We start from the raw sequence: 23,914 nt of genomic DNA, 5'->3' as shown, positions 1-23,914 counted from the left end.
CACCAGGTAATCCTGCTAGCGGTATCCGGGGGAGGAAACGATGCGCGCAGTCGTCATCACCAAGCACGGCGACCCATCGGTCTTGCAGGTGCAGCAGCGGCCCGACCCGCCCCCGCCGGGCCCGGGCCAGCTGCAGGTGGCTGTACGTGCCGCCGGAGTGAACTTTGCTGACCATCTCGCCCGCGTCGGCCTATACCCAGACGCACCGAAACTGCCGGCAGTAGTCGGTTACGAAGTCGCCGGGTCGGTGGAGGCCGTCGGGGATGGCGTCGATGCGAACCGTGTCGGCGAACGAGTCTTGGCCGGTACACGATTCGGCGGATACGCGGAAATCGTCAACGTTGCGGCAGCCGACACGATAGCGCTCCCCGACGGGGTGAGCTTCGAACAGGGCGCCGCAGTCCCGGTCAACTACGCGACTGCATGGGCAGCGCTGCTGGGCTACGGGTCGCTGCGTGCCGGCGAACGGGTATTAATTCACGCAGCGGCGGGTGGCGTGGGCATCGCGGCCATTCAACTCGCAAAGGCGGCCGGCGCCGAAGTACACGGCACCGCATCGCCGGGAAAGCACCAGAAGCTTGCCGAGCTGGGTGTGGACCGCGCCATCGACTACCGCCGCGACGGCTGGTGGAAGGGCCTCGGCCGCTACGATCTTGTGCTCGACGCATTAGGCGGCACTTCGCTGCGACGTTCTTATGATCTGCTGCGCCCCGGCGGAAGGCTTGTCGGCTATGGGATTTCGGCAATGCAACAGGGTGAGAAGCGCTCGCTGCGCAGGGTAGCTCCACACGCGTTGTCGATGCTGCGTGGCTTTAACTTACTCACCCAACTCGAGGAATCGAAAGCCGTGATCGGCCTGAACATGCTGCGATTGTGGGACGATCGCGGCACGCTCGAGCCGTGGATTACGCCGCTGACCAAGGCGTTGCAGGACGGTACGATCTCGCCGGTCGTCCACGCGGCCGTACCTTTCGCGGAAGCGCCCAAGGCGCACCGAATCCTGGCGGCACGGGAGAACATCGGGAAGGTCGTGCTGATGCCGTAAGTGGTGATGCCGTGCGCCACAGGGCTACCTTCTCGAACAACGGTTAGCAACAATATCCAGTATGGAATCCGCTACGGCGAGCACGCTGCACCGAATCATGTCGGCCATCGCGGGCCTGGCACTCCTAGTGGTGGTGTCCGGCTGCGCTGGCGACCATGTCAGCCGAATGACGGCGCCAGCCGTGCCGAAAGTGACAACGGTCGGTCGAACTTTGGCAACCGCGCCGGGCGTTGGCCCATTGACGATCACAAGTCCCGCCTTCTCCGACGGTGCACCGATCCCAGTGCAATACACCTGCAAGGGCGCCAACATCGCGCCGCCGTTGACCTGGGTGGCGCCGTCGGAAGCGGCCCTCGTGGTGGACGACTCGGACGCCCCCGGCGGAACTTACGTCCACTGGATCGTAATCGGAATCGCCCCCGGCCCCGGAAGCACCGCGGATGGTCAGACTCCTGCCGGAGGCAGCGTCTTGCCCAACTCCACCGGACATCCCGCGTACAGCGGGCCGTGCCCGCCGGCGGGCACGGGGACACACCACTACCGGTTTACCCTTTATCAGCTTCCGGCCACCCTCCAACTTCCGTCCGGATTAGCAGGAGTGCAGGCGGTGCAGGCGATAACACGGGCCACAATCGGGCAGGCCCAGCTGACCGCAACATTCGGCGGCTAACGCAGCCCGCGGCAGTCGGCTTTCCCGCTGATCGCGATACTTCAGAGCAACATGTAGCTACCGGGCGCTCGGTGTGCGCCTCATAGTTGTTGGAGTAGTTAATCTTCTGCCACAGCATCGCTTCTCGATGATGAGCGCGGTCCGGGGAGATCGCCGGCCGTGGCGGCGTCGAAGATCGCGCCCGTGTTCATGGCCGCCCAGTACCCCTCAATAACCCCTTAATGCAGAGGTGACCACTCGGAGGTCCGCAGCAGCCGGGTGGTCCACTGATCACGCAGATCCAGGGCGTCGTGCAGCCAGGTTCCAGGGGCGCGGTACTCAGCGGGGATATGGGTCCGAAGCAGATCGAGCAACGCCTCTGGCCTACTAATGCGCTGCATTAGGATCACCTCACGGCGCACATGGCTGCCGAGGGCGGGCTGGAATGCAGCATGCATTGTCAGCATCGACATTGGCTGTTCGAGGCTCCTGGCGTACACGTCGCCGCATCTGACAATGTATTCCTCGAACTTGTCCTCGTAGGGCCACATGGTGTCTTCCATGTAGAGGCTCATCTCATGCTCTCGTCCATCGACTGGCACCTCATCGAACGACATCTCGAGCAGTGGCGACCACGGAAGCGCTACCAGCAGCTTCGCCTCGACCTCATGGCGAAGCGCGTCCAGGTTGCGCATCCACTCCCGCAGATCGCCCTTCTGGACCCGCCGGGTCAAGCGCTCCCATGCCGTTCCATCGCGAACCGCGGTTACCGTGATCACGGTGTAGGCGGGACCGCTGCCGTGCGCCTGGTTGGTGTACCACAGCAACCGGGCCTCGTCGGTCTCGGCGAGCATGGGCATCCAGCCCTCTCGAAATGCGGCCTCGAAGTCATCTTCCGCGCGCCCGCGCACCTTGTGTACCTCGTGCATGAACAGCACGCTGTGACCTCCCACCCCTGGTGCTGGAACCGGAGAACACCCTCGTTCAGACGGACGGTATGCCCCCACCGCGTTTGGCGTCGACGCTGGGTCTACATATGCACAATAGTGCACGGTAGGTGACCTAGACAGCTGTGTTGAGAATCTGGGCAAAGTGCGGCGGACAGCCTAGCCGTCACCGCTGCGCGCCGGTACGCAGCGACATCGTGGTCGGTGAAATTGTCAGACCCTACGTGCAAGGTGGCGTCAACACGATGACCGCCGCACGAAAGGGACAACGATGTGCTGGATATGCGATCGCCCGGGCAGCACCAAAGACGATTACCTCGACCACCTGCGGGCGACGATTCGCAGGCGCGGCTGGGCGGTGCAATACGTCGAAAGCGATCGAGTGCCCTACGCGTATACCCTCGGCCTGACCCGCCACGGGTTGCCCGAGTTCTTGATGACTGGCATCTCACCCCAGCAAGCCGCGCAACTGCTGGTTGGTGTTGCCCGATCAGCTCCAGGTTTGCGCCCGCCGAATCCCGGTGAGCGACTTAGCCTTAGCGCCAGCACCGTGGTGGAAGTCGTCGAGATCGAGCATCCCGATGCGCACATGGACTCCGCGATCGCGATTTACGGCAGCAAGGTGACGGCGCTGCAGCTGGTCTGGGCTGACAGACATGGTCGCTGGCCCTGGGCGCCGGGCTTCAACGATGGTCGAAGCGTTCAACCGGTGCTAGGTGCGCGGGCCTCGCCAAACTCTTGACCGATTCCAGAAAAGAGAGTCATATTGTCAGTGTGTCCCCGATGTCGGACTACGCGGAGCAATTGCGCGTGGCTGATTTACGTGTGACCCGTCCACGGATAGCCGTGCTCGAGGCGGTGGACGCGAACCCGCACGCCGACACCGAAACGATCTTTGGTGTCGTGCGTGCCGGACTGCCCGAAGTTTCCCGGCAGACCGTGTACGACGTACTGCATGCCCTGACCGACGTGGGTCTGGTGCGGCGAATCCAACCTTCGGGTTCGGTCGCTCGCTACGAGTCGCGGGTCGGCGACAACCACCATCACATTGTCTGTCGGTGCTGCGGGGCAATCGCAGACGTCGATTGTGCGGTCGGGGAGGCGCCGTGCCTGACCGCCTCCGACCATAACGGCTTCCTTCTCGAGGAGGCTGAAGTCATCTACTGGGGGCTATGCCCGGACTGCTCGACATCAGACACTCCGCGATCACACCCGTGATCACGGGCCGATACACCCACTCCCGGAAGGAATGCCGTGCCCGAGGAACACCCGCCCATTGCTGAAGCCACCACGGACGCCGCTGAGAGCGGCGGTTGCCCGGTCGTCGGTCACATCAAATACCCCGTCGAGGGCGGCGGGAACCAGGACTGGTGGCCGAACAAGCTCAACCTGAAGATTTTGCATCAAAACCCAGCCGTAGCCGACCCGATGGGTGAGGCGTACGACTACGCCGCGGAGGTCACGACCATCGACGTCGATGCCCTCAAACGAGACATCGACGACGTGATGACCACCTCGCAGCCGTGGTGGCCCGCCGACTACGGCCACTACGGCCCGTTGTTCATCCGGATGGCGTGGCACGCCGCAGGCACCTACCGCATTGAGGACGGCCGCGGCGGCGCCGGAGCCGGTATGCAGCGGTTCGCACCGCTCAATAGCTGGCCCGACAACGTTCTCCTGGACAAGGCCCGCCGGCTGCTGTGGCCGGTCAAGAAGAAGTATGGGAAGAAGCTCTCGTGGGCCGACCTAATCGTCTTCGCTGGCAATCGCGCGCTGGAATCCATGGGCTTCAAGACCTTTGGCTTCGGTTTCGGCCGGCAGGACTGGTGGGAGCCCGATAACGTCTACTGGGGCAAGGAGGCCACCTGGCTCGGCGACGAGCGCTACACCGGCGTCCGGGACCTCGACAAGCCCTTCGGCGCCGTGCAGATGGGTCTGATCTACGTGAACCCCGAAGGCCCCAATGGCAACCCGGACCCGATTGCCGCGGCGGTGGACATCCGCGAGACATTCGGCCGGATGGCGATGAACGACGTCGAGACGGCCGCGCTGATCGTTGGCGGCCACACCTTCGGCAAGACACATGGCGCCGGCAGGGCCGACCTCGTCGGCCCTGAGCCCGAGGCCGCACCGTTGGAGCAGATGGGCCTCGGTTGGAAGAGCTCCTTCGGCACCGGCATGGGCGGCGACGCGATGGGCAGCGGCCTCGAGGTGGTGTGGACGAACACCCCGACGAAGTGGGACAACAGCTTCCTCGAGATCCTGTACGGCTACGAATGGGAGCTGACTAAGAGCCCCGCTGGTGCCTGGCAGTACACCGCGAAGGACGGTGCTGGTGTGGGCACCATTCCCGACCCGTTCGACCCGTCGAAGAAGCGGGCCCCGACCATGCTGACGACCGACCTGTCGATGCGGTTTGACCCGATCTATGAGCAGATCACGCGCCGCTGGCTGGAGCACCCCGAGGAATTGGCCGACGAGTTCGCCAAGGCCTGGTACAAGCTGATCCACCGCGACATGGGGCCCGTCACCCGCTACCTCGGGCCGCTGGTTCCCAAGGAAGTCCTGCTGTGGCAGGACCCCATCCCTGGCGTAACGCATGACCTCATCGGTGCAGCCGACATCGCGGCCCTCAAGAGCCAGATCCTGTCATCGGGTTTGACTGTCTCGCAACTGGTTTCCACCGCATGGGCGGCGGCGTCGTCGTTCCGCGGTAGCGATAAGCGTGGCGGTGCCAACGGTGGTCGTATCCGTCTGCAGCCACAAGCCGGGTGGGAGGTCAATGAGCCCGACGAACTAGCACAGGTGGTACGCACACTGGAAGGGATTCAGGAGTCCTTTAACTCCTCGGCGAACGGTAATACCAAGGTGTCGTTCGCTGATCTGGTCGTGCTCGGCGGGTGCGCCGCGGTGGAGAAGGCGGCCTTAAACGCCGGACACCCCGTTATGGTGCCTTTCCGGCCGGGCCGCGCGGATGCGTCGCAGGAGCAGACCGATGTGGAGTCCTTCGCCGTGCTCGAGCCGAAGGCAGACGGCTTCCGTAACTATCTCGGAAAGGGCAACCCGTTGCCGGCAGAGTACATGCTGATCGACAAGGCGAATCTGTTGACGCTGAGCACTCCGGAGATGACGGTGTTGGTTGGTGGTTTGCGCGTGCTCGGCGCGAACTACAAGCAGTCGCCGTTAGGCGTGTTCACCTCGACACCCGGGTCGCTAACCAACGATTTCTTCGTGAACTTGCTCGACATGAACACGACGTGGTCGCCGTCGACGGCCGACGACGGGACTTACCAGGGTAAGGATGCCAACGGAAACGTGAAATGGACGGGCAGTCGCGTGGACTTGGTCTTCGGGTCGAATTCAGAGTTGCGCGCGGTTGCCGAGGTCTATGGAGCTGATGACGCGCAGCAGAAGTTTGTGCAGGACTTCGTCGCTGCGTGGAACAAGGTGATGAACGCTGACCGGTTCGATCTGGTCTGACGGCCACACGGCACCGCGCGAGCTGAGCCCGGCGCCTTAGCGGTTCGACATCGCTCGCCCACCCGGTACGCTGGTGTTCTATGTGGTCGAAGGCTGCACCGGCTGCCGCGAGATTTGTTCTTGCGGGCGTGATGGCGGCGGGTTGGGCTGCGTCGATGGGTGTTGCCGGCGCCGATCCGGAGCCGGCGCCGCCGCCCGCACTGAAGACGACCATCGACCACGACGGCACATATGCGGTGGGGACCGACATCGCGCCCGGCACGTACAGCTCCGCGGGACCTGTCGGCAACGGGACGTGTTATTGGAAGCGGATCGGCAACCCCGATGGCGCCCTCATCGATAACGCCCTGAGCAAAAAGCCGCAGGTGGTGCAGATTGAGGCGAGTGACAAAGCGTTCAAGACCACCGGCTGCCAGCCCTGGCAGCAGACGAGTGACGCCACCGCACCAACCGATCTCTCCGGGCCGGCAGCAGGGGCTCAACTGCAAAACAATCTCGGGATCCTCAATGGGCTGCTCGCCCCAAACGGACAGCAAGTGCCGCGGCCCTGATCGCCACCCGCCGCACGCAGACGGCTGAACCGGTTTCTCGGTTACGGTGCTGCCGTGGCAAGTAGCGGGCAACAGGTTGTCGTCATTGGTGCCGGCGTGAGTGGCTTAACATCGGCGGTCTGTCTGGCCGAAGCCGGGTGGCCGGTGCGGCTGTGGGCTGCCGCGATGCCGCAGCAGACGACCTCCGCGGTCGCGGGGGCCATCTGGGCGCCGCCACGGCCAGCGGACCGTGCCACTACATCGCTGGCCTGGACCCAACACTCGCTGCGGGTATTTCGTGAACTGGCCAACGACCCCAGCACTGGGGTGCGGATGGCGCCGGCGTTGACCGTCGGCGACTTGCCTGGGGCCGACGCGATGGGGCTGGCCGCCAAGCTGATCCCCGACCTGCGGCCGGCGGACTTGGCCGACCTCCCGGACGGCTTCGATGCCGGGTTTCTCGGCACCATGCCGATGATCGATATGCCCCAATACCTCGACTACCTGACAGCGCGGCTGGCTGCGGCCGGCTGCGAAATCGAAACTCGTTCGGTCCGGTCGCTGGCCGAGGTCGCAGACACTGCACCGATAGTGGTGAACTGCGCCGGTCTCGGCGCGGCAGCCCTCGCGGACGATGACACGATGCGGCCACTGTTTGGTCAACATGTAGTCCTCACCAATCCTGGTCTGCAGCAACTCTTTTTGGAAGTCAATAGCGGCTCGGAATGGACCTGCTACTTCCCCCATCCCCTGCGCGTGGTGTGCGGTGGCATCAGCATCCCCGGCCGCTGGGACACCACCCCAGACCCCGCGGTGACTGACCGGATCCTGCAGCGCTGCCGAAGGATCGAGCCGCGGCTCGGCGAGGCCGCAGTGATCGAGACGATTACCGGGCTGCGGCCCGACCGTTCGTCGCCCCGAGTGGAGGTCGAGCTCAGCGGGCCGGTGCGGTACATCCACAACTACGGCCACAGCAGCAGCGGTGTGACCTTATCGTGGGGGTGCGCACGCGACGTAGTACGCCTTGTCGGCGGTGATCGTCAGCCACCGGACGCAAAATGGCGGATGACGCGATGAGCATCATGACAGGCGACGTTCGCTGGACCCCGTCTGGTGTGCGGTTGCGCCGACGAGCCAGTCGTGGCGGGGATCTGAACTGGCTATTTCTTCCCGGCGGCCCAGGAATCGGCTCGCAGAGCCTGCATGAACTGGTCGACGCCGTCGCTGCGCCCGGCTGCTCGTGGATGGTCGATCTTCCCGGAGATGGCTCCAATATCAATGCTCCAGGCGCGCCCGTCGACCCCTACAGCCTATGGCCCCAGGTCCTCCTGGAAGCCGCACAGGCCGTTGCACATCCGGTGTTTGTCGGGCATTCCACCGGAGGCCACTACCTGCTGTCAGTTCCGGCGTTAGATGCATGTCTAGCAGGGCTGGTGCTTATCAGCTCCGCCCCTGATGCATCCTGGCTACCGGTGTTCGAGCAGATGACGCGTGACAATCCCCTACCGGGTGTCGAGCAAGCCAGCGCCCGTTACGAATCTGATCCCACTAACGAACGCCTACGCATCCTCGCTATCGAGTCTGCGCCGTGGAACTTCACCAGCCACAGCATGGTCCAGGGGGCAGAAATTCTAGCCCGAATGCCATATAACAGTCAGGCGGTGCAATGGTCAGCTGCTCATTTCGATCGCGGCTACCAATTGGCCTGGTGGCCAACGCAATTACCCACACTCATTGTGAGTGGCTCAGCGGACCGGATCGTGACGCAAACGTTGTGGCAGGATAAACGCTTCGGCACCCCGAACACGACCTGGTGCGTCATCGACGAAGCGGGCCACTTCCCCTGGATCGAACAACCAACTGCTGTACACGACGCCTTCGCGGCGTTGGCGGAACGGATCTGCATGCGCTGAGCTACGGAGGTTGGTGGGCTCTCAGCCGCGGGTGCGGCGCCCGGCACCTCGAATCAGCATCGACAACGCCCAGCTCACGATCGACAACACGATCGCAGCCCAGATTGCGGTCCACCAGAAGTGGTCGATTTGCAGTCCCCAGTGGGTGGTGTGCTCCGTGATTCGGGCCGTGATCCACAGCATCAACGCGTTGACGACGACGTGAAACAGGCCAAGGGTCAAGATATACAGCGGGATCGACAAAATCTGCACGATTGGCTTGATGATCGCGTTGACCAAACCGAAGATCACCGCCACCACGAAGATGATCCCTACTCTCTGCAAGGTCGTGTTGCCGCCGACAAAGCTCAGGCCGTGGACGAACTGGGTGACAACCCATAACGCCAAACCGGTCAACGCGGCGCGAACAAGAAAAGGGCCCATGCCGAGAGATCTTGCCATCGAGCGCCCTAATTGAGGGCATAGAAACGCTGCGCGTTCAACCCGCCAATTTGACGCGCGCCTCGTTGCTGATGTCGGTGCGGGTCCGCAGCGGCTTGGTGCTTTGCGGCCATTCGCCGTCCCAATGTGGGTAGTCGCTGGCGAACATGATGAAGTCGGTGCCGAGCACGTCGCGCCAGCCGCGCTCGACCCAGTTTCCCCGCTTCCGGTAATGCTCGTGCAGGCGATCGATGAAGAATGGGACCCAGCCGGCGCCGGCTTCCAGGAAGACGACCCGCAATTGCGGATGGCGGTCGAACACTCCGCCCGAGACGAATGCCGAGCGCCGGCGGGACCAGAGTCGCGACTAACCCCAGGCTGGGATACAACACCATCGTGTCGATGTGATCGCGGTCGGCGTCTCCCAGCACGCCCCGGGCTGACCTGCAATTGATATCGGGTGCCGTGGTAATCCCATGCTCGGGTGGGCAACCAGCGCCGGGACCTTGGTCTTCGGGGTAGTTGCGGCCTTCGAGGGTCAACCGCAGCCGCCTGTCGGTACTGGGTTTCACGCGATCAGGCCGGCGTTTGAGGTCTTCGATCGCCAGCGAAGAATTCTCGGCGACGTGTCCGTCGGCATCGATGATTCTCAGGTATTCGGAACTTACTCGGGCGGGTCGCGCGTGCGCCATCGCTTCGGGTACGCCACGATGCTTCCGTGACAACTCAACGGATCACCGGTGATCAACGGAACTCGTTCATTGCGGCAATGTTGGGCTGGACGATGGATGCCTTCGATTACTTCATCGTGGTGTTCGTCTATGCCGACATCGCAAAGGCTTTCCACCATAGCAAGGCTGAGGTCGCGTTCATTACCACGGCCACCCTGGTCATGCGCCCGGTGGGCGCATTGTTGTTTGGGCTATGGGCCGACCGGGTCGGTCGGCGACTCCCGCTGATGGTGGACGTCATGTTCTATTCGGTGGTGGGATTCTTATGCGCGTTCGCGCCGAACTTCACCGTGCTGGTGATCCTGCGGTTGCTCTATGGCATTGGTATGGGCGGCGAATGGGGGCTGGGTGCCGCGCTTGCGATGGAGAAGGTGCCCGTCGAACGTCGCGGCTTTTTCTCCGGGCTGCTGCAGGAGGGCTACGCGTTTGGCTATTTGCTGGCGAGTGTGGCATCGCTGGTGGTGATGGACTGGTTGCACTTGTCCTGGCGGTGGTTGTTCGGCCTGAGCATCATCCCGGCCCTGATCAGCCTGATCATCCGCTACCGGGTGCAGGAATCTGAGGTCTGGGAAGCCGCCCAAGACCGGATGAAGCTGACTAACACCAGAATCCGCGACGTGCTGCGTGACGGGGCGATCATCCGCCGCTTCGTCTATCTGGTGCTACTGATGACCGCCTTTAACTGGATGAGCCACGGCACCCAGGACGTCTACCCGACATTCTTGGGGGCCACTTCCAACCACGGTGCCGGGCTGGCCAGCTCGACCGTCAAGTGGATCGTGGTGGTCTACAACGTCGGAGCCATCATCGGCGGGCTGTACTTCGGCACGCTGTCACAGCGGTTCAGCCGACGCAACACCGTCGTGTTCTGCGCGCTGCTAGGGCTGCCGATCGTGCCGCTGTTCGCCTACTCACACGCCGCGGCGATGTTGTGCCTCGGCTCGTTCCTGATGCAGGTCTGCGTGCAGGGTGCGTGGGGTGTCATCCCCGCGCACCTGACCGAGATGTCGCCGGACGCCATCCGTGGCCTCTACCCCGGCGTCACCTACCAGCTCGGCAATTTGCTTGCGGCGTTCAATCTGCCCATCCAGGAGCACCTGGCCGAGTCCCACGGCTACCCCTTCGCGTTGACCGCCACGATAGTGCCGGTGTTACTCGCCGTCGCGATACTGACGCTGATCGGCAAGGACGCGACTGGAGTCCGCTTTGGTACTGCCGAAACCGCTTTTCTCCCAACAGAAGTGACGTGATCTAACCGGTATTGCTGAGCGCACGGCGCAGCAGGTGCATCGCCACAGTCGTCGAGCGCTCACGGATGTCGGATCGGTTCCCGGGCAGCCGCAGTGTCCGGGTGAGCGCCGGGCCTCTGTCGGCAAGCATCACGGTGAAGCAGACAGTTCCGACTGGTTTTTCCGCGGTCCCCCCGCCCGGACCAGCGATTCCGGTGATCGCGGCGGCCGTATCGGCGCCGAAGCGCTGCAGCGCGCCCGCCGCCATCGCTTCGGCCACCGGTTCGGAAACCGCCCCATGCGCCGCGATCAGCGTCGGGTCGACGCCCAGTAGCGCAGCTTTGGCCTCGTTGGAGTAGGTGACCAGACCACCCGCCACGTAGTCGGATGAGCCGGGCCGTTCGGTCAGCCGTGCCGCCAGCAGACCTGCGGTACAGGATTCGGCCGTCGCGATCCGCCGGCCGGCCAGCAGGTGGGCGATTAGGTCATCCACGCGTGAGCCATCGTCGGAATAGAGCTGATGTCTGTGCCGGTCGCGCAGTAGCCGCGTTAACTCCGCATAGACGCTCGCGGCGTCCGGCTCGTAGCGCGTCACCATTTCGATCTCCCCGCGCCGCAAGCAGGTGGTGATCTCGAGCGAGTCAAACCCGGTGATCACAGCCTGCGCGTCACGCAGCGTCTCGGCGAGCCCCGACTCGGGCAGCCCGAACATCCGCAGGGTCTGCTGCCGGTAGATCGTTCGGCCGGCGATCGCTGCCCGCATGGCTGCGGTCTCGACGGCATTGCGCCACATCGGTTGCAGCTCACGCGGCGGTCCGGGAAGCACAACCACCGTCGGCTTGCCAGGCACCACCAGACCCGGCGCAGTGCCGACCGGGTCAAGCACCTGCGAACCGGCGGGAATCATCGCCTGCTTGTGGTTGGCGGCGCGCACCGCATCGAAGTCACCGGGATTGAAGTGCGCCATCAGTGACTTGAGGATGGCGGCAATCTTGTTTTCGAGCTCGACATCCAACACCATCTGGCGGCCACAGAAGCGTGCCACGGCCTCGACGGTCATGTCGTCGGCGGTGGGGCCCAGACCACCGCTAGTAACGATCAGGTCTACGCCCGCCTCTGCCATGAAGCGCAGCTGCGCGTCGATGTCGGCAGGGCGATCACCGCAGATCGTGATGTGTGCTAGCTCGACGCCGAGCTCGAGCAGCCGATCGGCGATCCAGGGGCCGTTCCTGTCTTGAACCCGGCCGGTGAGGACTTCCGTTCCGGTGACCACGATGCCCGCGCGTGCGCTCACCGCCATCAGCCTACGCATGAACTAGCCTGGGGCCGTGGCGAATGCGCCCCGAAAACACAGAACTCGCTACGCCAAGTGCGGCGATATGGACATCGCCTACCAAGTGCTTGGTGACGGTGCGACTGATCTGCTCGTGTTGCCGGGGCCGTTCGTTCCGATCGACTCGATCGACGATGAGCCGTCGCTGCACCGCTTCCACCAGCGCCTGGCATCGTTTTGCCGGGTGATCCGGTTTGACCATCGCGGAGTCGGTCTCTCATCGCGAACCTCCGCGATGAACCGGTTAGGACCGAAGTTTTGGGCCGAGGACGCGATCGCCGTGATGGACGCGGTTGGATGCCAGCAGGTAACGGTCTTCGCGCCGAGCTTCCATGCGATGAATGGACTTGTGCTTGCTGCTGACTATCCCGAGCGGGTGCGCAGCTTGGTGGTCGTCAACGGTGCTGCGCGCACCCTATGGGCGCCCGACTACCCGGTCGGTGCTCAGGCGCATCGCGCCGCGCCGTTCACGACGGTCGCACTCGAACCCGATGCTGTGGAGCAGGGTTTCGACGTACTGGGGGTCGTGGCGCCCAGTGTTGCCCACGACGACGCGTTTCGCTCCTGGTGGGATCTGGCCGGCAACCGTGCGGGGCCGCCCAGCATGGCCCGCGCCGTCTCCAAGGTGGTGATCGAAGGCGACGTGCGAGAAGCCCTGGGGCGCATTGGAGTCCCGACCTTGATCCTGCATCGTGTCGGTTCGACGTTCATTCCCGTTGGGCACGGTCATTACCTGGCCGAGCATATTGCTAGATCCCGCTTCGTCGAGTTGCCGGGCGCCGATGCCCTGTACTGGGTTGGCGACACCGCGCCGATGCTCGACGAGATCGAAGAGTTCATCACAGGTGTGCGGGGCGGGTTCGAGGCCGAGCGCGTACTGACCACCATCGTGTTCACCGACATCGTTGGCTCCACTGAACGCGCCGCGCTGCTGGGCGACAACCGGTGGCGCGACTTGCTGGACAACCACGACACCATCGTGCGCCACGAACTGCAGCGGTTCGGCGGTCGCGAAGTCAACACCGCCGGCGACGGATTCGTTGCGACGTTCGCCAGCCCCAGCGCCGCGATCGCCTGCGCGGACGAAATCGTGAATGCGGTCGGCGTGCTGGGTATCGAGGTGCGGGTGGGTATTCACGCGGGTGAGGTCGAGGTGCGCGGCGCCTTGAAAAATGACGTCGTTGGCATGGCCGTGCATATCGGTGCGCGCGTGGCAGCACTGGCTGGTCCCAGCGAAGTGCTGGTGTCCTCGACGGTGCGCGACATCGTCACCGGATCGCGGCGTGCGTTCGCCGAGCGAGGTGACCACGAACTCAGAGGTGTGCCAGGACGCTGGCGGCTGTATGCGTTGGTGCGTGATCGCGGCCGCGGCGGCTGATCCTGGGCGCCAATCTGCGAGACAATGTCGTGATGATCGAGTTAGAGGTGCTGCAGGCTGACGTGACCAAGCTCGAGCTCGATGCGATCGCCAACGCAGCCAATACCCAGCTGCGCCATGGTGGCGGCGTTGCCGCGGCAATCGCCCGCGCCGGCGGGCCGCAGGTGCAGCGGGAGTCGAAGCAGAAGGCCCCGATCGGACTTGGGGAGGCAGTGGAGACCACAGCCGGCGAGATGCCGGCGCGCTACGTGATTCACGCGGCGACGATGGAGCCGGGCGGTCCGACCTCAGCCGAGACCATCACCCGGGCCACCGGCTCGACTTTGCGTAAGGCCGATGAGCTCGGTTGCCGCTCGCTGGCGCTGGTGGCGTTCGGCACTGGCGTCGGCGGCTTTTCGCTCGACGACGCGGCGCGGCTGATGGTCGACGCTGTTCGGCAACACCAGGCCAGCTCGCTGCAGCGGGTGGTGTTCGCTGTGCACGGCGACGAGGCTGAGCGGGCATTCCGGGCCGTTGTGGGGGTATAGCGTCGATCGGGTGCTACGGGTCGATCGCCGGCTTAGCCAGATAACGCTCGATGGAATCCACCTTCTGCGTCATGGCGTCGGTGACCCCGGGCCGCCAGTCGACCTTGATTACTACGCTGGCCCGCGGTGCACGAGCAGCGACGGCCTCCACCGCGCGCTGCACCACCGCCATGACTTGTTCCCAGGTATCGCCTTCGATCACGGTGAACATTGAATCCGTCTTATTGGGCAAGCCGGAATCGCGGACCACTCGAACTGCGTCGGCAACGATTTCGCCGACGCCCTCGCCGACTCCTAACGGAGTGACCGAAAACGCGACCAGCACAGACACCTGATCAGCCTACCCAGTAACTCCGCGTTCAACGCCGCCCTGGCAGCATCGAGCCCCATGCGTGTTCTGGTGCAACGGGTCTCGTCAGCAGCGGTGTCGGTCGACGGCCAGGTGGTCGGCGCTATCCAGCCGGAGCGCCAGGGCCTGCTGGTGTTCGTCGGTGTTACCCACAGCGACAACCTTGACACGGCGCGACGGATGGCGGACAAGCTTTGGAATCTACGGGTCCTCGCTGACGAACAGTCCCCGGCCGACGTTAACGCGCCGATCCTGGTGGTCAGTCAGTTCACCCTCTATGCCGATACCGCAAGGGGCCGTCGGCCGTCCTGGAACGCGGCCGCTTCGGGTGTGGCCGCTGAGCCTCTGGTTTCGGCCGTCGCCGAAGCGTTGCGGGCGCTGGGTGCCTGCGTGGAAACCGGCGTATTCGGTGCCGACATGCGGGTCGAATTGGTCAACGACGGTCCAGTGACCCTGATGCTGGAGCTGTGACCGTGCCGTACAGTCGGCGGCGGTGGCGAATTTGGGCGGGAGGACCGATTTTGCTAGGCATTAAACTAACCCCAGCGGCCGCTAATTCCTTGCTCACATACTGCCACCCGGTGCAGCACCCCTCCAGCGCGAACCCTGCGTCCCCATCGGGACAATTCCCGGTCACCCGACTCCGCAACGTCTTTCGCGTCGCCGGACGGATCTGACCCGACGCACCAAACAGTCGTCGTCCACTTCGCCGATGGCTATGGGAGCGAGTTCGTACCGTTCCTAGGCGCACTATCCGTGCCCGCGGACATTTCCCGACCGAACAAAGCTGCCCTGAAGCTCTATACCTGATCACCCGGTCACTGGATCCAATCGGGCGGGGTAAGGCACGATGGGCGAAAAGGTGGAAGCCCGCACTCAACGCGTTCGCGATCACCTTCAACGGTCGGATCACCCCAACCGGCAGTTAACCAACATCAAGGTCGGATCCACCCACCGCTAATCGGACAGCTCCGAAGGTGTCATAGGATGACGTCCTGTAACTAAGTGATCGACAAATGGGGGTACTAATGACTTCTCCTGAAAAACTAGACTTAGTTGAGTCGGTAGCAGGCAGCTCATCGGCAGCAAGCCCAGAGGAGGGGGGAAGCCTAGCGAAAGCAGCAGACCCAGAGGAGCTGCGGCTAAATCCACTTGACCTGACTCAGGCATGTCGCGGTATGGCGGGGATTGCTGACCGAATTTCAACAACAAATCTGAGGTCGTCGGCAATGACCGAAATTCGACCGCCGGGAGGTGATAGCGTGTCAGCTCGGTTAGCGAGATCTTTTAATATTCGCGGGCAGCTATACCAGGAGCATACCGATCGGGGCGCGAACATCGCCAAGCTGTTCTCCCAGCGCCTGGAGGCTGGCGCATCTGCTTGTATAGAAACTGATTGTCATAACGGTAGGCAAATGTTGAGTCTCATGTAGCAAGGCTCCTTCATGCTCGCAGGCAGCCGCATCAGGTACATGCCGATGAACCATGATTCAGAACCCGTGGATAGCCCTCGGTGGAGTGACGCGATATCGGTGGCACCTTCCTGGTGAAGGATCATGGAGTCCTGTTGTCTGATCAAGAGTCAGCGTTGGCACGCTGGTTCGGGAAGATACGCCTTACATGCAAGTTATTCATGACGGCAGCGATTCCAACGCGGATGGTGCCGCGTTGCTGTCGATGTGGTGCTGCAGGCCCGAGGTCGGCTATTGCTCTATGCCGATCGGTGCACGGGCATCGTCAAGCAGTTTTCCCGGGCGTCTGGGGGACTGCCGCATACGCCAGTGGGGACAACAAGCGAGGACTGTGCCATAACTTTGCCACTCGCGGGTGGCTACCGGCGAGTAGGTCTACCAGTGATATGTGACGTAGAGTTTAAGGAAGGCAACTGAGATGATGGACTTCCATGCATTGGCGCCCGAGATCAACGCTAGCAATATTCGTGGTCCGGGTCCTGAGTCGATACTCCTCGCTAAAAGAACATGGGAAACCATGGCGGCCGAGTTGACTTCTGCGGCGATAGATTGGTCACGCAATGTTTCAGAGGCAAGTGTGGCGTTTCAAAGCCCGGCATTGGAATTTTTTTTAAAAGCGGCAAGTATATATGCTGAATGGTTGAATAAACACGTTGCCGCGGCCCAAGAAACCGCCACTGATCTCAATATCGCTGTGCACGCCTACGAAACTGCGGCCAGAGAGATGGTGCCGCAAGCGACGATAACGGCGAACCGTGCAGCGGCTTTAACTTTGAAAACAACCAACATTCTTGGACAATTCGCCACCAAAATCGCGGAGTTGGACCACCAATACCATGAATACTGGGATACTAATGCGAAAGTGATGGATAATTATCTGTGTGCGATCCTCTATGCCACGGGGGGGCCTTATAAAAATCAAATTGTACCAGCGCCGATGACATTCGTTCGCACTCTTAGGCAAGGTGTCGCTGCTGGTGCAGGATCAGCAGATATTAGCTACCGCTGACGAATACATATCCCTCAGCGTCGAGGACGTCTGATTGAGTATCTTTGCGCTAACCCTGGTCAGATACCTGCTGGTACATGCATCGATGGTAGCGCCGGGTCGGTGGAGGGGCAGTTGCTCTACTTGACCGACGCCGCGCAAAACGCCCTGTTCACTCGGATCGGCGAGTTGTGTGCACCGGGCAGCCGAATTGCCGTGGGCGCGCCCTGGGGTCACGTTTGGACCGCGAGCAACTCGCCGCGCTGGAAACGACCCATCCGGGGGTGAGTATGTCTGGTGACGTGGACTTCTCCGCTCTCACCTATGAACCAAAGACTGATCCGGCGCACCGGCTGGCTGCGCATGGATGGGCCGTGGAACCCGTTCGCAGCACACTGGAGTTGCAGGCGAGTTATGGAATGACTCCGGCGGATGTGGATGTGCAGATGGACAGTTTCATGCGCTCCCAGTACATCGCGGCAACTCGGTGACGGTGGAGTCGGTATCGGAGCAGTTGTGGGTGGCGCATACCCCCGGTGATCTGGCGCGGCCGCGATGACAGGCCGTAGTTTCGACGTGCTGAACCAGGCCCCCTGGCCACGTCAGGCGGCTCCGTACTAAACTAGAACACGTTTCAGTTCAGTTAGCATCGGTCAGCGCCCAGGAGCAGGTATGCATACTGCCATTTGCGACGAACTCGGTATCGAGTTTCCGATTTTCGCCTTCACCCACTGCCGCGATGTCGTCGTCGCTGTCAGCAAGGCCGGCGGTTTTGGGGTACTCGGGGCGGTCGGCTTCACGCCCGAGCAGCTGGAGGTCGAGCTCAACTGGATTGATGAGCATGTCGGTAACCGTCCCTACGGGGTCGATATTGTCATCCCGAACAAGTATGAGGGCATGGATTCCCACCTTTCGCCGGAGGAGCTGGCCAAGACGCTGCGCTCGATGGTGCCGCAGGAGCATTTGAATTTTGCGCGCAAGATTCTCGCCGATCATGGTGTCCCGGTCGAGGACAGTGATAAGGACAGCTTGCAACTGCTCGGGTGGACCGAGGCGACCGCCACTCCCCAGGTAGAAGTGGCGTTGCGGCACCCGAAGATGACGATGGTCGCCAACGCGCTCGGCACCCCACCCGCGGACATGATCAAGCACATTCACGACTCCGGTCGCAAGGTGGCCGCATTATGTGGCTCCCCCACGCAGGCTCGGAAGCACGCTGACGCGGGCGTCGACATCATCATCGCCCAGGGCGGCGAGGCCGGTGGACACTGCGGTGAGGTGGGCTCAATTGTGCTGTGGCCACAAGTCGTCAAGGAGGTCGCTCCGATACCGGTGCTGGCGGCGGGCGGTATCGGCAGCGGCCAGCAGATCGCTGCGGCCCTGGCCCTGGGTGCCCAAGGCGCGTGGACGGGCTCACAGTGGCTGATGGTTGAGGAAGCCGCGAACACCCCCGTTCAGCAAGCGGCATACATCAAGGCCACCAGTCGCGACACCGTCCGCAGCCGTTCTTTCACCGGCAAACCGGCTCGGATGCTACGCAACGACTGGACCGAGGCCTGGGAGCAACCGGACACCCCGAAGCCGCTGGGTATGCCGCTGCAGTACATGGTTTCCGGTATGGCCGTTAAGGCCACACACAACTATCCCAACGAGACCGTCGACGTCGCGTTCAATCCAGTCGGGCAGGTTGTCGGGCAATTCACCAAGGTAGAGAAGACGGCCACGGTCATCGCGCGGTGGGTTCAGGAGTACCTGGAGGCTACGACTAGGTTGGACGAACTCAACGCCGCCGCTGCCGGCGTCTAGCGGCGACTACTCGTCGTCGTCTTCGCCCTTGCCGGTGAAGACCTCTTTTACCTTGTCGACCGCGTGAGTGGCGATGTCAATGGAATTCTGGACGATGCCGCTGGCGCCGCCGGCGATGTCGCCCCTGATGATGTCGCTAGCGTTTTCGACAATGTCCGAAGCCTTCTCGACGGCATTAGTCGCGATGTCCCTGGCCGCGTTGACTGCGTCTTTAGGGTCGAAGCCCATCTGAATCTCCTTTGGTTGCAGGATCATTGGTACGACTGTAGACCTGGCAAAGCACTGGGGTTTCGGCGCGGTCCGGTCCCGCAGCTGACGTCAGTAGTTGACCAGGCTGCGCCAGTACTCTTCGGGTATTTCGGCACCGGACCGCAATACTTGTGTCAGTCCAACGGCCATGGCGATTCCGAGTAAGCCCAGCCATAACCCTGCCAGCCCGATGGCCCCCCACAGCACGGCGGTGACCGTCGGCCAAGGGGACAGCACGGCAAGCACTGGCGCGAAGAAGAAGCCGGTACCGACATACCACGCCGAGCCAGCTCGATCAGATGCCAGTACGAAGCGCAGCCATCTCGGGATCGGGGAACCGTTGCGCATATCTCCAAGATATGCCGTTGTCAGCCGCCAGGCGGGAAAAATCCTGCGCCGGTGAACCATCCCGGTTGCCACCCTTGAGCGCCCAGGCAGAGCATGGGCAGACCGTCAGCCGACTGCGCCGCTGCTTGGGCCTTGGGACACGGCGCACCGGCTTGCTGGACTCCATATAGCGGGTAGGAGATCACCCAATATCCGGTGTTTGCTGGTGGGAACTGGTTGGGAGGAGGGAAATGACACGCTTCGGCCTGGCCGCTGGGGCCTCGTCCAAAGATGTATCGCTCCCAGCTGGAGCACGGCGCGCCCAGCGAAGCGTCATAGCTCATGCCCGGTACATCGCCGTCGTAATGTGGATTAGCCGCCGCGCCCGGCGCCGCACCGATCGCGCCACCCCCGATCGCAGCGACGGCGAATAGTTCGCGAACCATGCTCCACCCTTCGCGTTAGTGTCACCTGACCCCACCGAGCCGGCGGTGGCGTGCACCAAAGCATATCGAGCGCGCCGGGCGTCACAAGATCGACTTGTTGAGCGGCTTTGGCGATCTTGCGCTGATGCTTCCCAACCAGGTGTAGCAATGGTTTATTGGCACAAGAACCTTTGTATCGAGGAGTGGGCTGTGTTAACAACCGAGCAATCCACCCAGCCGATCCCTAACTTGCCTCCAGGGTTCGATTTCACCGACCCGGATATCTACGCCGAACGGTTGCCGGTGGAAGAACTCGCCGAGATGCGTCGAGCCGCACCGATTTGGTGGAACGAGCAGCCAATCGGGCGGGGCGGGTTCTATGACGGCGGCTATTGGGTGGTGTCCAAGCACAAGGATGTCAAGGAAGTCTCGTTGCGCAGCGACGTCTTCTCCAGCCTGGAGAAGACCGCCCTGCCACGCTACCGGGACGGCACGGACGACGAGCAAATCGGCAGGGGCAAATTCGTCCTGCTCAACATGGACGCCCCGCAGCACACCCGGCTACGCAAGATCATCTCGCGCGGCTTCACTCCTCGGGCCGTTGAGCAGCTGCGTGATGACCTGACCGAGCGGGCCCGCCGCATCGTTGAGGCCGCGGCATCCGAGGGTTCCGGCGACTTCGTCGAACAGGTGTCCTGCGAATTGCCACTGCAAGCCATCGCCGGCCTGCTGGGTGTACCCCAGGAAGACCGCAAGAAACTGTTCCATTGGTCGAACCAGATGGTTGGGGACCAGGATCCCGAGTTCGCCACGAATGACCCCCTGGCCGCATCGGTGGAATTGATCATGTACGCCATGCAGATGGCCGCCGATAGGGCCGAGCATCCCGGTCAGGACATCGTCACCAAGCTGGTCGAGGCAGATATCGAGGGCCACAAGCTGACCGAAGACGAGTTTGGCTTCTTCGTCATTCTGCTGGCAGTCGCCGGTAACGAGACCACCCGCAACTCCATCACACAGGGCATGATGGCCTTTACCGACTTCCCTGATCAGTGGGAGCTGTACAAGCGGGAGCGTCCCAGCACCACGGCCGACGAGATCGTCCGGTGGGCCACCCCGGTCACGTCGTTCCAGCGGACCGCGCTACAGGACTACGAATTGTCCGGCGTGTCGATCAAGAAGGGCCAGCGGGTGGTGATGATCTACCGCTCAGCCAACTTCGATGAGGATGTGTTCGACGACCCCTTCGCCTTCAACATTCTGCGTAATCCCAACCCCCACGTGGGATTTGGTGGCACCGGCGCGCATTACTGCATCGGGGCCAACCTGGCACGGATGACGATCGACCTGATGTTTCATGCGATCGCCGAGTCCATGCCGGATCTGGAATCGATCGGCAAACCCGAGCGGCTACGGTCGGGCTGGCTCAATGGGATCAAGCACTGGCAGGTCGACTACCATAGCCATGATGAAACCAAATGCCCTGTGGCGCACTAGGACACGAACTTAAACGGGCGAGCTGATGGCCACGCATAAGGCTGTCCAGATGCAGTCCGCTGGCGCACCCTTGCGGCTGGTCGATGTTGAAACGCTGTCACCGGGTCGCGACGAGGTTCGGCTAGCGGTCTCGGCGTGCGGCATCTGCGGCACCGACCGTGCTTTCGTGAGCGGCGGCTTCCCGGACATGCTGTGGCCGTTGACCCTCGGGCCCGAAATCGGGCGAATCATAGCCGAACTCGGCGAGGGTATCGACGATTTCGCGGTTGGCGAACGGGTCGCGGTCGGCTGGTTCGGTGGACACTGTAACCACTGCGACCACTGCCGCAAAGGCATTTTCATCCATTGCGCGAACATGAAGGTGCCTAGCTGGCACTATCCCGGCGGGTACCTGCGCCTCGGCCATTTTGGGGTGCAGTTTGCCCGGGCGATGGGCTTCGAGACCATGCATTTTGCCGTCGTGTCGGGCGTGCGAGCGTGGATCGAGGAGCTGCCGCTATCGCAAGCCGCTGACGGTTATGCGGCGATGGAGCAGGGGCGGGCACGCTACCGCACCGTCCTCACTATGTAATGCGGGCCAGATACAGTCCGGTCTGTGACCCAAGGTAACAGCGTGGTGTGGACCCTGGATGCAGCCGACGGTGAGTTGTTACTTCGGACCGGCGTCACGGGCAGGGCCGCGCAACTGGGTCATCGCCTCACCATCGTGATGACGCGCTGGCGGGCCACGGTGGGCTGGAACGGTGCCGAACCGGTTACCGCGGAGCTTACGGTCGAGACGAATTCGTTCGAGGTGGTGCGCGGCGAGGGTGGGTTCAAAGGGCTGTCCGGGCCGGAAAAGGCTCTGGTTCGGTCAAACGCGCTGAGGTCACTGGGCGCCGGCCGCTTTCCCGAGATCCGCTTTGTCGCTGACACCAGCGACCAGATTGCCAAGACCGGCAGCGGCTACCGCATCACCGGGATGCTGCATATTCGGGGGAAATCGCGGGAGCACGTAATTGACTTGCGCACAGAGGATCTTGGTGACTCATGGCGAATGTCCGCCCAGTCCGCGGTTCGCCAATCCGACTATGGCATCAAGCCCTATTCGTTGTTGATGGGTTCGGTACAGGTCGCCGACGATGTGACGGTGTGCTTTTCCGCTGTCCGGGTCGGTGCTCGGGGTTAAGGCTCCGTCGGGTCGTCTGGCGCTTGGTCGCGGTAAGTGCCGGGAATGTGCTCAAGAACTCTCGTAATGTACGGCGGCTGACCATTTGGATCCGGTTTGGGATCAGCGGTTGCGCTTTGTTGTTCCAGCGGCGCGGTGGGTTCTGTTTCCGGTTCAGCGAAGGTGAGGTTGATCGGCGGCTGCGCCTGTGACACGGGTTTGGGTGCTTCCCCGCCGGCCGACGCCGCCGCCTTGACGGGCGCTGGTGCGGCAGGCGCGGCAGCTTCTGCGATCTGTGGCAGCGTCTTACGCATCGCATGCTTAGGCGCAGCAGAATTGGCGTCCGGAGCCAGCTGCAGGCCCACCGCGAGTGACAGCGAAGTGACGAAGGTCACTGCGGCGGCGGCCAAGGCGGTTGCGGCCCCGACGTAGGGCAACCGCCGAGGCCGTGCCGCCGTGGTGGGTTTGCTGGTGGATGGCACCAGCCGCGCGTCGGTGAACTCGGTGCTCTGCGCCGCCGCCAGGGCGGCGCCCCGTGCGATTGTCACTTGTGCCATGGTCTGCGCGAAAACCGGTACCGGCAAAGCTTTTTCGAGTTGCCATGACAATCCATCAATGTCAGTGTGTGAGCCGACGACAACTACGCCGGCCGGGCGCCAGCTGTTGCGGTCGAACATTCCAGTCAGCCACGCAGTCAACCCGTCGAAGCCGCCGCGCACATGCTTGACTGCCGTTCGGGTCTCGCCATCATGGGTGTCGACCATGACGACGGTCGCCCACTCATGCTCAAGCAGGCAGACCGCGGTCTGCTCGTAGCCGATGACGGGTGCCACGGCCCGAGCTAGAGTCTCAACCGCCTCGAGAAAGCGGACCGGCACAACATTGTCGAAACCCGCATCTGTCAATGACTCCAACAGCAGGGCGGCTTGTGCGGAGGCTTCGTCGTTCCAGGTCACTCCGATGACCCGCAGACGTTGATTGTCCGCGGCCGCCATCGCGTTTACCCGCCAAACCTCGTCTGCAACCTGCTCTGCGGTACTCACCGCGCGCACGCCGCGGCCCCCGCGCAGCTCAAACTCGTGATGGTCCAGGATGGTGCCGTCTGCGCCGTGTCCTTCCGCGAGGACCCACCCGACGGTGGTCGGCGTCACTGATAGCCCTAGTACCGTATCCAAAATTTGCACCTCAATCGTGCCCGGCTTCCAGCGCCCTTGGCCGCACCGCCGCGCGCCATGCAGCGTTGCTGGTGCGGTGGTTCGGGAGAGCCGGAGCGGACCGGGATTAGCATGATGTCCATCGGCTTGCTCCGTGAGAGCCTACGCGTTCGACGCAAGTTCGGCCGCATCAGATAAGAACCCCCAGGTCGGCGCGGGTGCCGTGCACCGCCGAAAACGGTTGCGGTCTCCACGGCCGGCAACCGATACAGAACTGAGATCGCATCGCGTCTTGATCGACATCTGAGCTATTTGCGC

General features: G+C 62.9%; 26 protein-coding genes and 3 pseudogenes. 20 read left to right on the top strand and 9 right to left on the bottom strand.

The features are described from left to right. The first annotated feature begins 40 nt into the window (after nucleotides 1-40). Nucleotides 41-1,045 carry a zinc-binding dehydrogenase gene (locus B586_RS10935; protein WP_054879957.1) on the top strand — a complete coding sequence of 335 codons (1,005 nt, stop codon included), beginning with the start codon at nucleotides 41-43 and terminating at the stop codon, nucleotides 1,043-1,045. Between the two features lie 61 nt (nucleotides 1,046-1,106). Further along, nucleotides 1,107-1,715: a YbhB/YbcL family Raf kinase inhibitor-like protein gene (locus tag B586_RS10930; protein WP_047314116.1), complete on the top strand. Its 609-nt coding sequence runs from the start codon at nucleotides 1,107-1,109 to the stop codon at nucleotides 1,713-1,715. A gap of 218 nt (nucleotides 1,716-1,933) precedes the next feature. On the opposite strand, the gene B586_RS10925 is transcribed toward B586_RS10930, so the two are convergent. Continuing rightward, entirely contained in the window at nucleotides 1,934-2,623 is a 690-nt protein-coding gene (locus tag B586_RS10925; RefSeq protein WP_231584588.1) for a hypothetical protein, read from the bottom strand. A gap of 289 nt (nucleotides 2,624-2,912) precedes the next feature. Here B586_RS10925 and B586_RS10920 point away from each other — a divergent pair, with 289 nt between their 5' ends. From B586_RS10920 to B586_RS10895, 6 genes are all read left to right on the top strand, one after another. Then, nucleotides 2,913-3,383 carry a DUF4262 domain-containing protein gene (locus B586_RS10920; protein ID WP_054879958.1) on the top strand — a complete coding sequence of 157 codons (471 nt, stop codon included), beginning with the start codon at nucleotides 2,913-2,915 and terminating at the stop codon, nucleotides 3,381-3,383. Between the two features lie 32 nt (nucleotides 3,384-3,415). Then, nucleotides 3,416-3,859: a Fur family transcriptional regulator gene (locus B586_RS10915; protein ID WP_156166384.1), complete on the top strand. Its 444-nt coding sequence runs from the start codon at nucleotides 3,416-3,418 to the stop codon at nucleotides 3,857-3,859. A 36-nt stretch (nucleotides 3,860-3,895) separates the two neighbouring features. After that, on the top strand, nucleotides 3,896-6,121 hold the full coding sequence (gene katG, locus B586_RS10910) for a catalase/peroxidase HPI (RefSeq protein WP_047314120.1): 2,226 nt from the start codon (nucleotides 3,896-3,898) through the stop codon (nucleotides 6,119-6,121). An 80-nt stretch (nucleotides 6,122-6,201) separates the two neighbouring features. Beyond that, a complete protein-coding gene (locus B586_RS10905) occupies nucleotides 6,202-6,672 on the top strand; it encodes a hypothetical protein (RefSeq protein ID WP_054879959.1) in 471 nt (156 codons plus the stop codon). 54 nt (nucleotides 6,673-6,726) lie between these two features. Further along, complete coding sequence (locus B586_RS10900) at nucleotides 6,727-7,728, top strand: FAD-dependent oxidoreductase (RefSeq protein WP_047314122.1); 1,002 nt, start codon at nucleotides 6,727-6,729, stop codon at nucleotides 7,726-7,728. Continuing rightward, nucleotides 7,725-8,564, top strand: a complete 840-nt coding sequence (locus B586_RS10895) for an alpha/beta fold hydrolase (RefSeq protein ID WP_236971261.1) — start codon at nucleotides 7,725-7,727, stop codon at nucleotides 8,562-8,564. The genes B586_RS10900 and B586_RS10895 overlap by 4 nt, the downstream gene beginning before the upstream one ends. A 21-nt stretch (nucleotides 8,565-8,585) precedes the next feature. Here B586_RS10895 and B586_RS10890 read toward each other — a convergent pair whose 3' ends face one another. Next, complete coding sequence (locus B586_RS10890) at nucleotides 8,586-8,987, bottom strand: phage holin family protein (RefSeq protein WP_047314123.1); 402 nt, start codon at nucleotides 8,985-8,987, stop codon at nucleotides 8,586-8,588. Nucleotides 8,988-9,013: 26 nt separating this feature from the next. Then, nucleotides 9,014-9,637: pseudogene (locus B586_RS20115) on the bottom strand (amidohydrolase family protein). A gap of 116 nt (nucleotides 9,638-9,753) precedes the next feature. Between B586_RS20115 and B586_RS10875 the strand changes: the two are divergent. Then, complete coding sequence (locus B586_RS10875; protein ID WP_276011756.1) at nucleotides 9,754-10,965, top strand: MFS transporter; 1,212 nt, start codon at nucleotides 9,754-9,756, stop codon at nucleotides 10,963-10,965. A 1-nt stretch (nucleotide 10,966) separates the two neighbouring features. On the opposite strand, the gene B586_RS10870 is transcribed toward B586_RS10875, so the two are convergent. Then, nucleotides 10,967-12,238 carry a competence/damage-inducible protein A gene (locus B586_RS10870; RefSeq protein ID WP_454560972.1) on the bottom strand — a complete coding sequence of 424 codons (1,272 nt, stop codon included), beginning with the start codon at nucleotides 12,236-12,238 and terminating at the stop codon, nucleotides 10,967-10,969. Between the two features lie 34 nt (nucleotides 12,239-12,272). Here B586_RS10870 and B586_RS10865 point away from each other — a divergent pair, with 34 nt between their 5' ends. Both B586_RS10865 and B586_RS10860 read left to right on the top strand, forming a co-directional pair. After that, on the top strand, nucleotides 12,273-13,655 hold the full coding sequence (locus tag B586_RS10865; protein ID WP_156166385.1) for an adenylate/guanylate cyclase domain-containing protein: 1,383 nt from the start codon (nucleotides 12,273-12,275) through the stop codon (nucleotides 13,653-13,655). Nucleotides 13,656-13,687: 32 nt separating this feature from the next. Next, nucleotides 13,688-14,182, top strand: coding sequence for a macro domain-containing protein (locus B586_RS10860; RefSeq protein WP_054879962.1), 495 nt, complete (start codon nucleotides 13,688-13,690; stop codon nucleotides 14,180-14,182). Between the two features lie 13 nt (nucleotides 14,183-14,195). Here the strand turns inward: B586_RS10860 and B586_RS10855 are convergent, their stop codons facing one another. After that, nucleotides 14,196-14,513, bottom strand: coding sequence for an MTH1187 family thiamine-binding protein (locus tag B586_RS10855; RefSeq protein ID WP_047314127.1), 318 nt, complete (start codon nucleotides 14,511-14,513; stop codon nucleotides 14,196-14,198). 57 nt (nucleotides 14,514-14,570) lie between these two features. On the opposite strand from B586_RS10855, the gene dtd reads away from it, so the two are divergent. The 6 genes and pseudogenes from dtd (at nucleotide 14,571) to B586_RS10840 (ending at nucleotide 18,797) form a co-directional block, all read left to right on the top strand. Next, nucleotides 14,571-15,002 carry a D-aminoacyl-tRNA deacylase gene (dtd, locus tag B586_RS10850; RefSeq protein WP_047314128.1) on the top strand — a complete coding sequence of 144 codons (432 nt, stop codon included), beginning with the start codon at nucleotides 14,571-14,573 and terminating at the stop codon, nucleotides 15,000-15,002. 272 nt (nucleotides 15,003-15,274) lie between these two features. Beyond that, nucleotides 15,275-15,460 (top strand): annotated as a pseudogene (locus tag B586_RS20110) (IS256 family transposase); the annotation flags it as partial. 87 nt (nucleotides 15,461-15,547) lie between these two features. Next, the gene (locus tag B586_RS22760) at nucleotides 15,548-15,964 is read left to right on the top strand and encodes a PE family protein (protein ID WP_082607584.1); all 417 of its coding nucleotides are present in this window, start codon (nucleotides 15,548-15,550) and stop codon (nucleotides 15,962-15,964) included. Nucleotides 15,965-16,421: 457 nt separating this feature from the next. Next, entirely contained in the window at nucleotides 16,422-17,012 is a 591-nt protein-coding gene (locus tag B586_RS20100) for a PPE family protein (RefSeq protein WP_082129490.1), read from the top strand. Between the two features lie 90 nt (nucleotides 17,013-17,102). Beyond that, nucleotides 17,103-17,482: pseudogene (locus B586_RS10845) on the top strand (class I SAM-dependent methyltransferase); the annotation flags it as partial. A 181-nt stretch (nucleotides 17,483-17,663) separates the two neighbouring features. After that, entirely contained in the window at nucleotides 17,664-18,797 is a 1,134-nt protein-coding gene (locus B586_RS10840) for a nitronate monooxygenase (protein ID WP_047314129.1), read from the top strand. Between the two features lie 6 nt (nucleotides 18,798-18,803). Here B586_RS10840 and B586_RS10835 read toward each other — a convergent pair whose 3' ends face one another. The 3 genes from B586_RS10835 to B586_RS10825 all read right to left on the bottom strand — a co-directional run bounded on the left by B586_RS10835 (nucleotide 18,804) and on the right by B586_RS10825 (nucleotide 19,819). Continuing rightward, nucleotides 18,804-19,025 carry an Rv1893 family protein gene (locus tag B586_RS10835; protein ID WP_047314234.1) on the bottom strand — a complete coding sequence of 74 codons (222 nt, stop codon included), beginning with the start codon at nucleotides 19,023-19,025 and terminating at the stop codon, nucleotides 18,804-18,806. 90 nt (nucleotides 19,026-19,115) lie between these two features. Further along, nucleotides 19,116-19,394, bottom strand: coding sequence for a hypothetical protein (locus B586_RS10830; RefSeq protein WP_047314130.1), 279 nt, complete (start codon nucleotides 19,392-19,394; stop codon nucleotides 19,116-19,118). 20 nt (nucleotides 19,395-19,414) lie between these two features. Beyond that, nucleotides 19,415-19,819 carry a hypothetical protein gene (locus B586_RS10825; protein WP_047314131.1) on the bottom strand — a complete coding sequence of 135 codons (405 nt, stop codon included), beginning with the start codon at nucleotides 19,817-19,819 and terminating at the stop codon, nucleotides 19,415-19,417. 147 nt (nucleotides 19,820-19,966) lie between these two features. On the opposite strand from B586_RS10825, the gene B586_RS10820 reads away from it, so the two are divergent. Genes B586_RS10820 through B586_RS10810 form a run of 3 tightly spaced genes read left to right on the top strand, consistent with a single transcriptional unit; the run spans nucleotide 19,967 to nucleotide 22,463 of the window. Further along, the gene (locus B586_RS10820; protein ID WP_082129491.1) at nucleotides 19,967-21,295 is read left to right on the top strand and encodes a cytochrome P450; all 1,329 of its coding nucleotides are present in this window, start codon (nucleotides 19,967-19,969) and stop codon (nucleotides 21,293-21,295) included. Nucleotides 21,296-21,320: 25 nt separating this feature from the next. Next, the gene (locus B586_RS10815; RefSeq protein ID WP_054879963.1) at nucleotides 21,321-21,866 is read left to right on the top strand and encodes an alcohol dehydrogenase catalytic domain-containing protein; all 546 of its coding nucleotides are present in this window, start codon (nucleotides 21,321-21,323) and stop codon (nucleotides 21,864-21,866) included. A gap of 24 nt (nucleotides 21,867-21,890) precedes the next feature. Next, nucleotides 21,891-22,463, top strand: coding sequence for a YceI family protein (locus B586_RS10810; protein WP_231584590.1), 573 nt, complete (start codon nucleotides 21,891-21,893; stop codon nucleotides 22,461-22,463). Here B586_RS10810 and B586_RS10805 read toward each other — a convergent pair. Continuing rightward, nucleotides 22,460-23,617, bottom strand: coding sequence for a DUF7159 family protein (locus B586_RS10805; RefSeq protein ID WP_047314237.1), 1,158 nt, complete (start codon nucleotides 23,615-23,617; stop codon nucleotides 22,460-22,462). The genes B586_RS10810 and B586_RS10805 overlap by 4 nt on opposite strands. Nucleotides 23,618-23,914: the final 297 nt, after the last annotated feature.

Source organism: Mycobacterium haemophilum DSM 44634 (assembly GCF_000340435.2).
Lineage (GTDB): Bacteria > Actinomycetota > Actinomycetes > Mycobacteriales > Mycobacteriaceae > Mycobacterium > Mycobacterium haemophilum.
The sequence above is the reverse complement of the archived record's forward strand: the minus strand, read 5'-3'. Positions and strand labels throughout refer to the sequence as shown.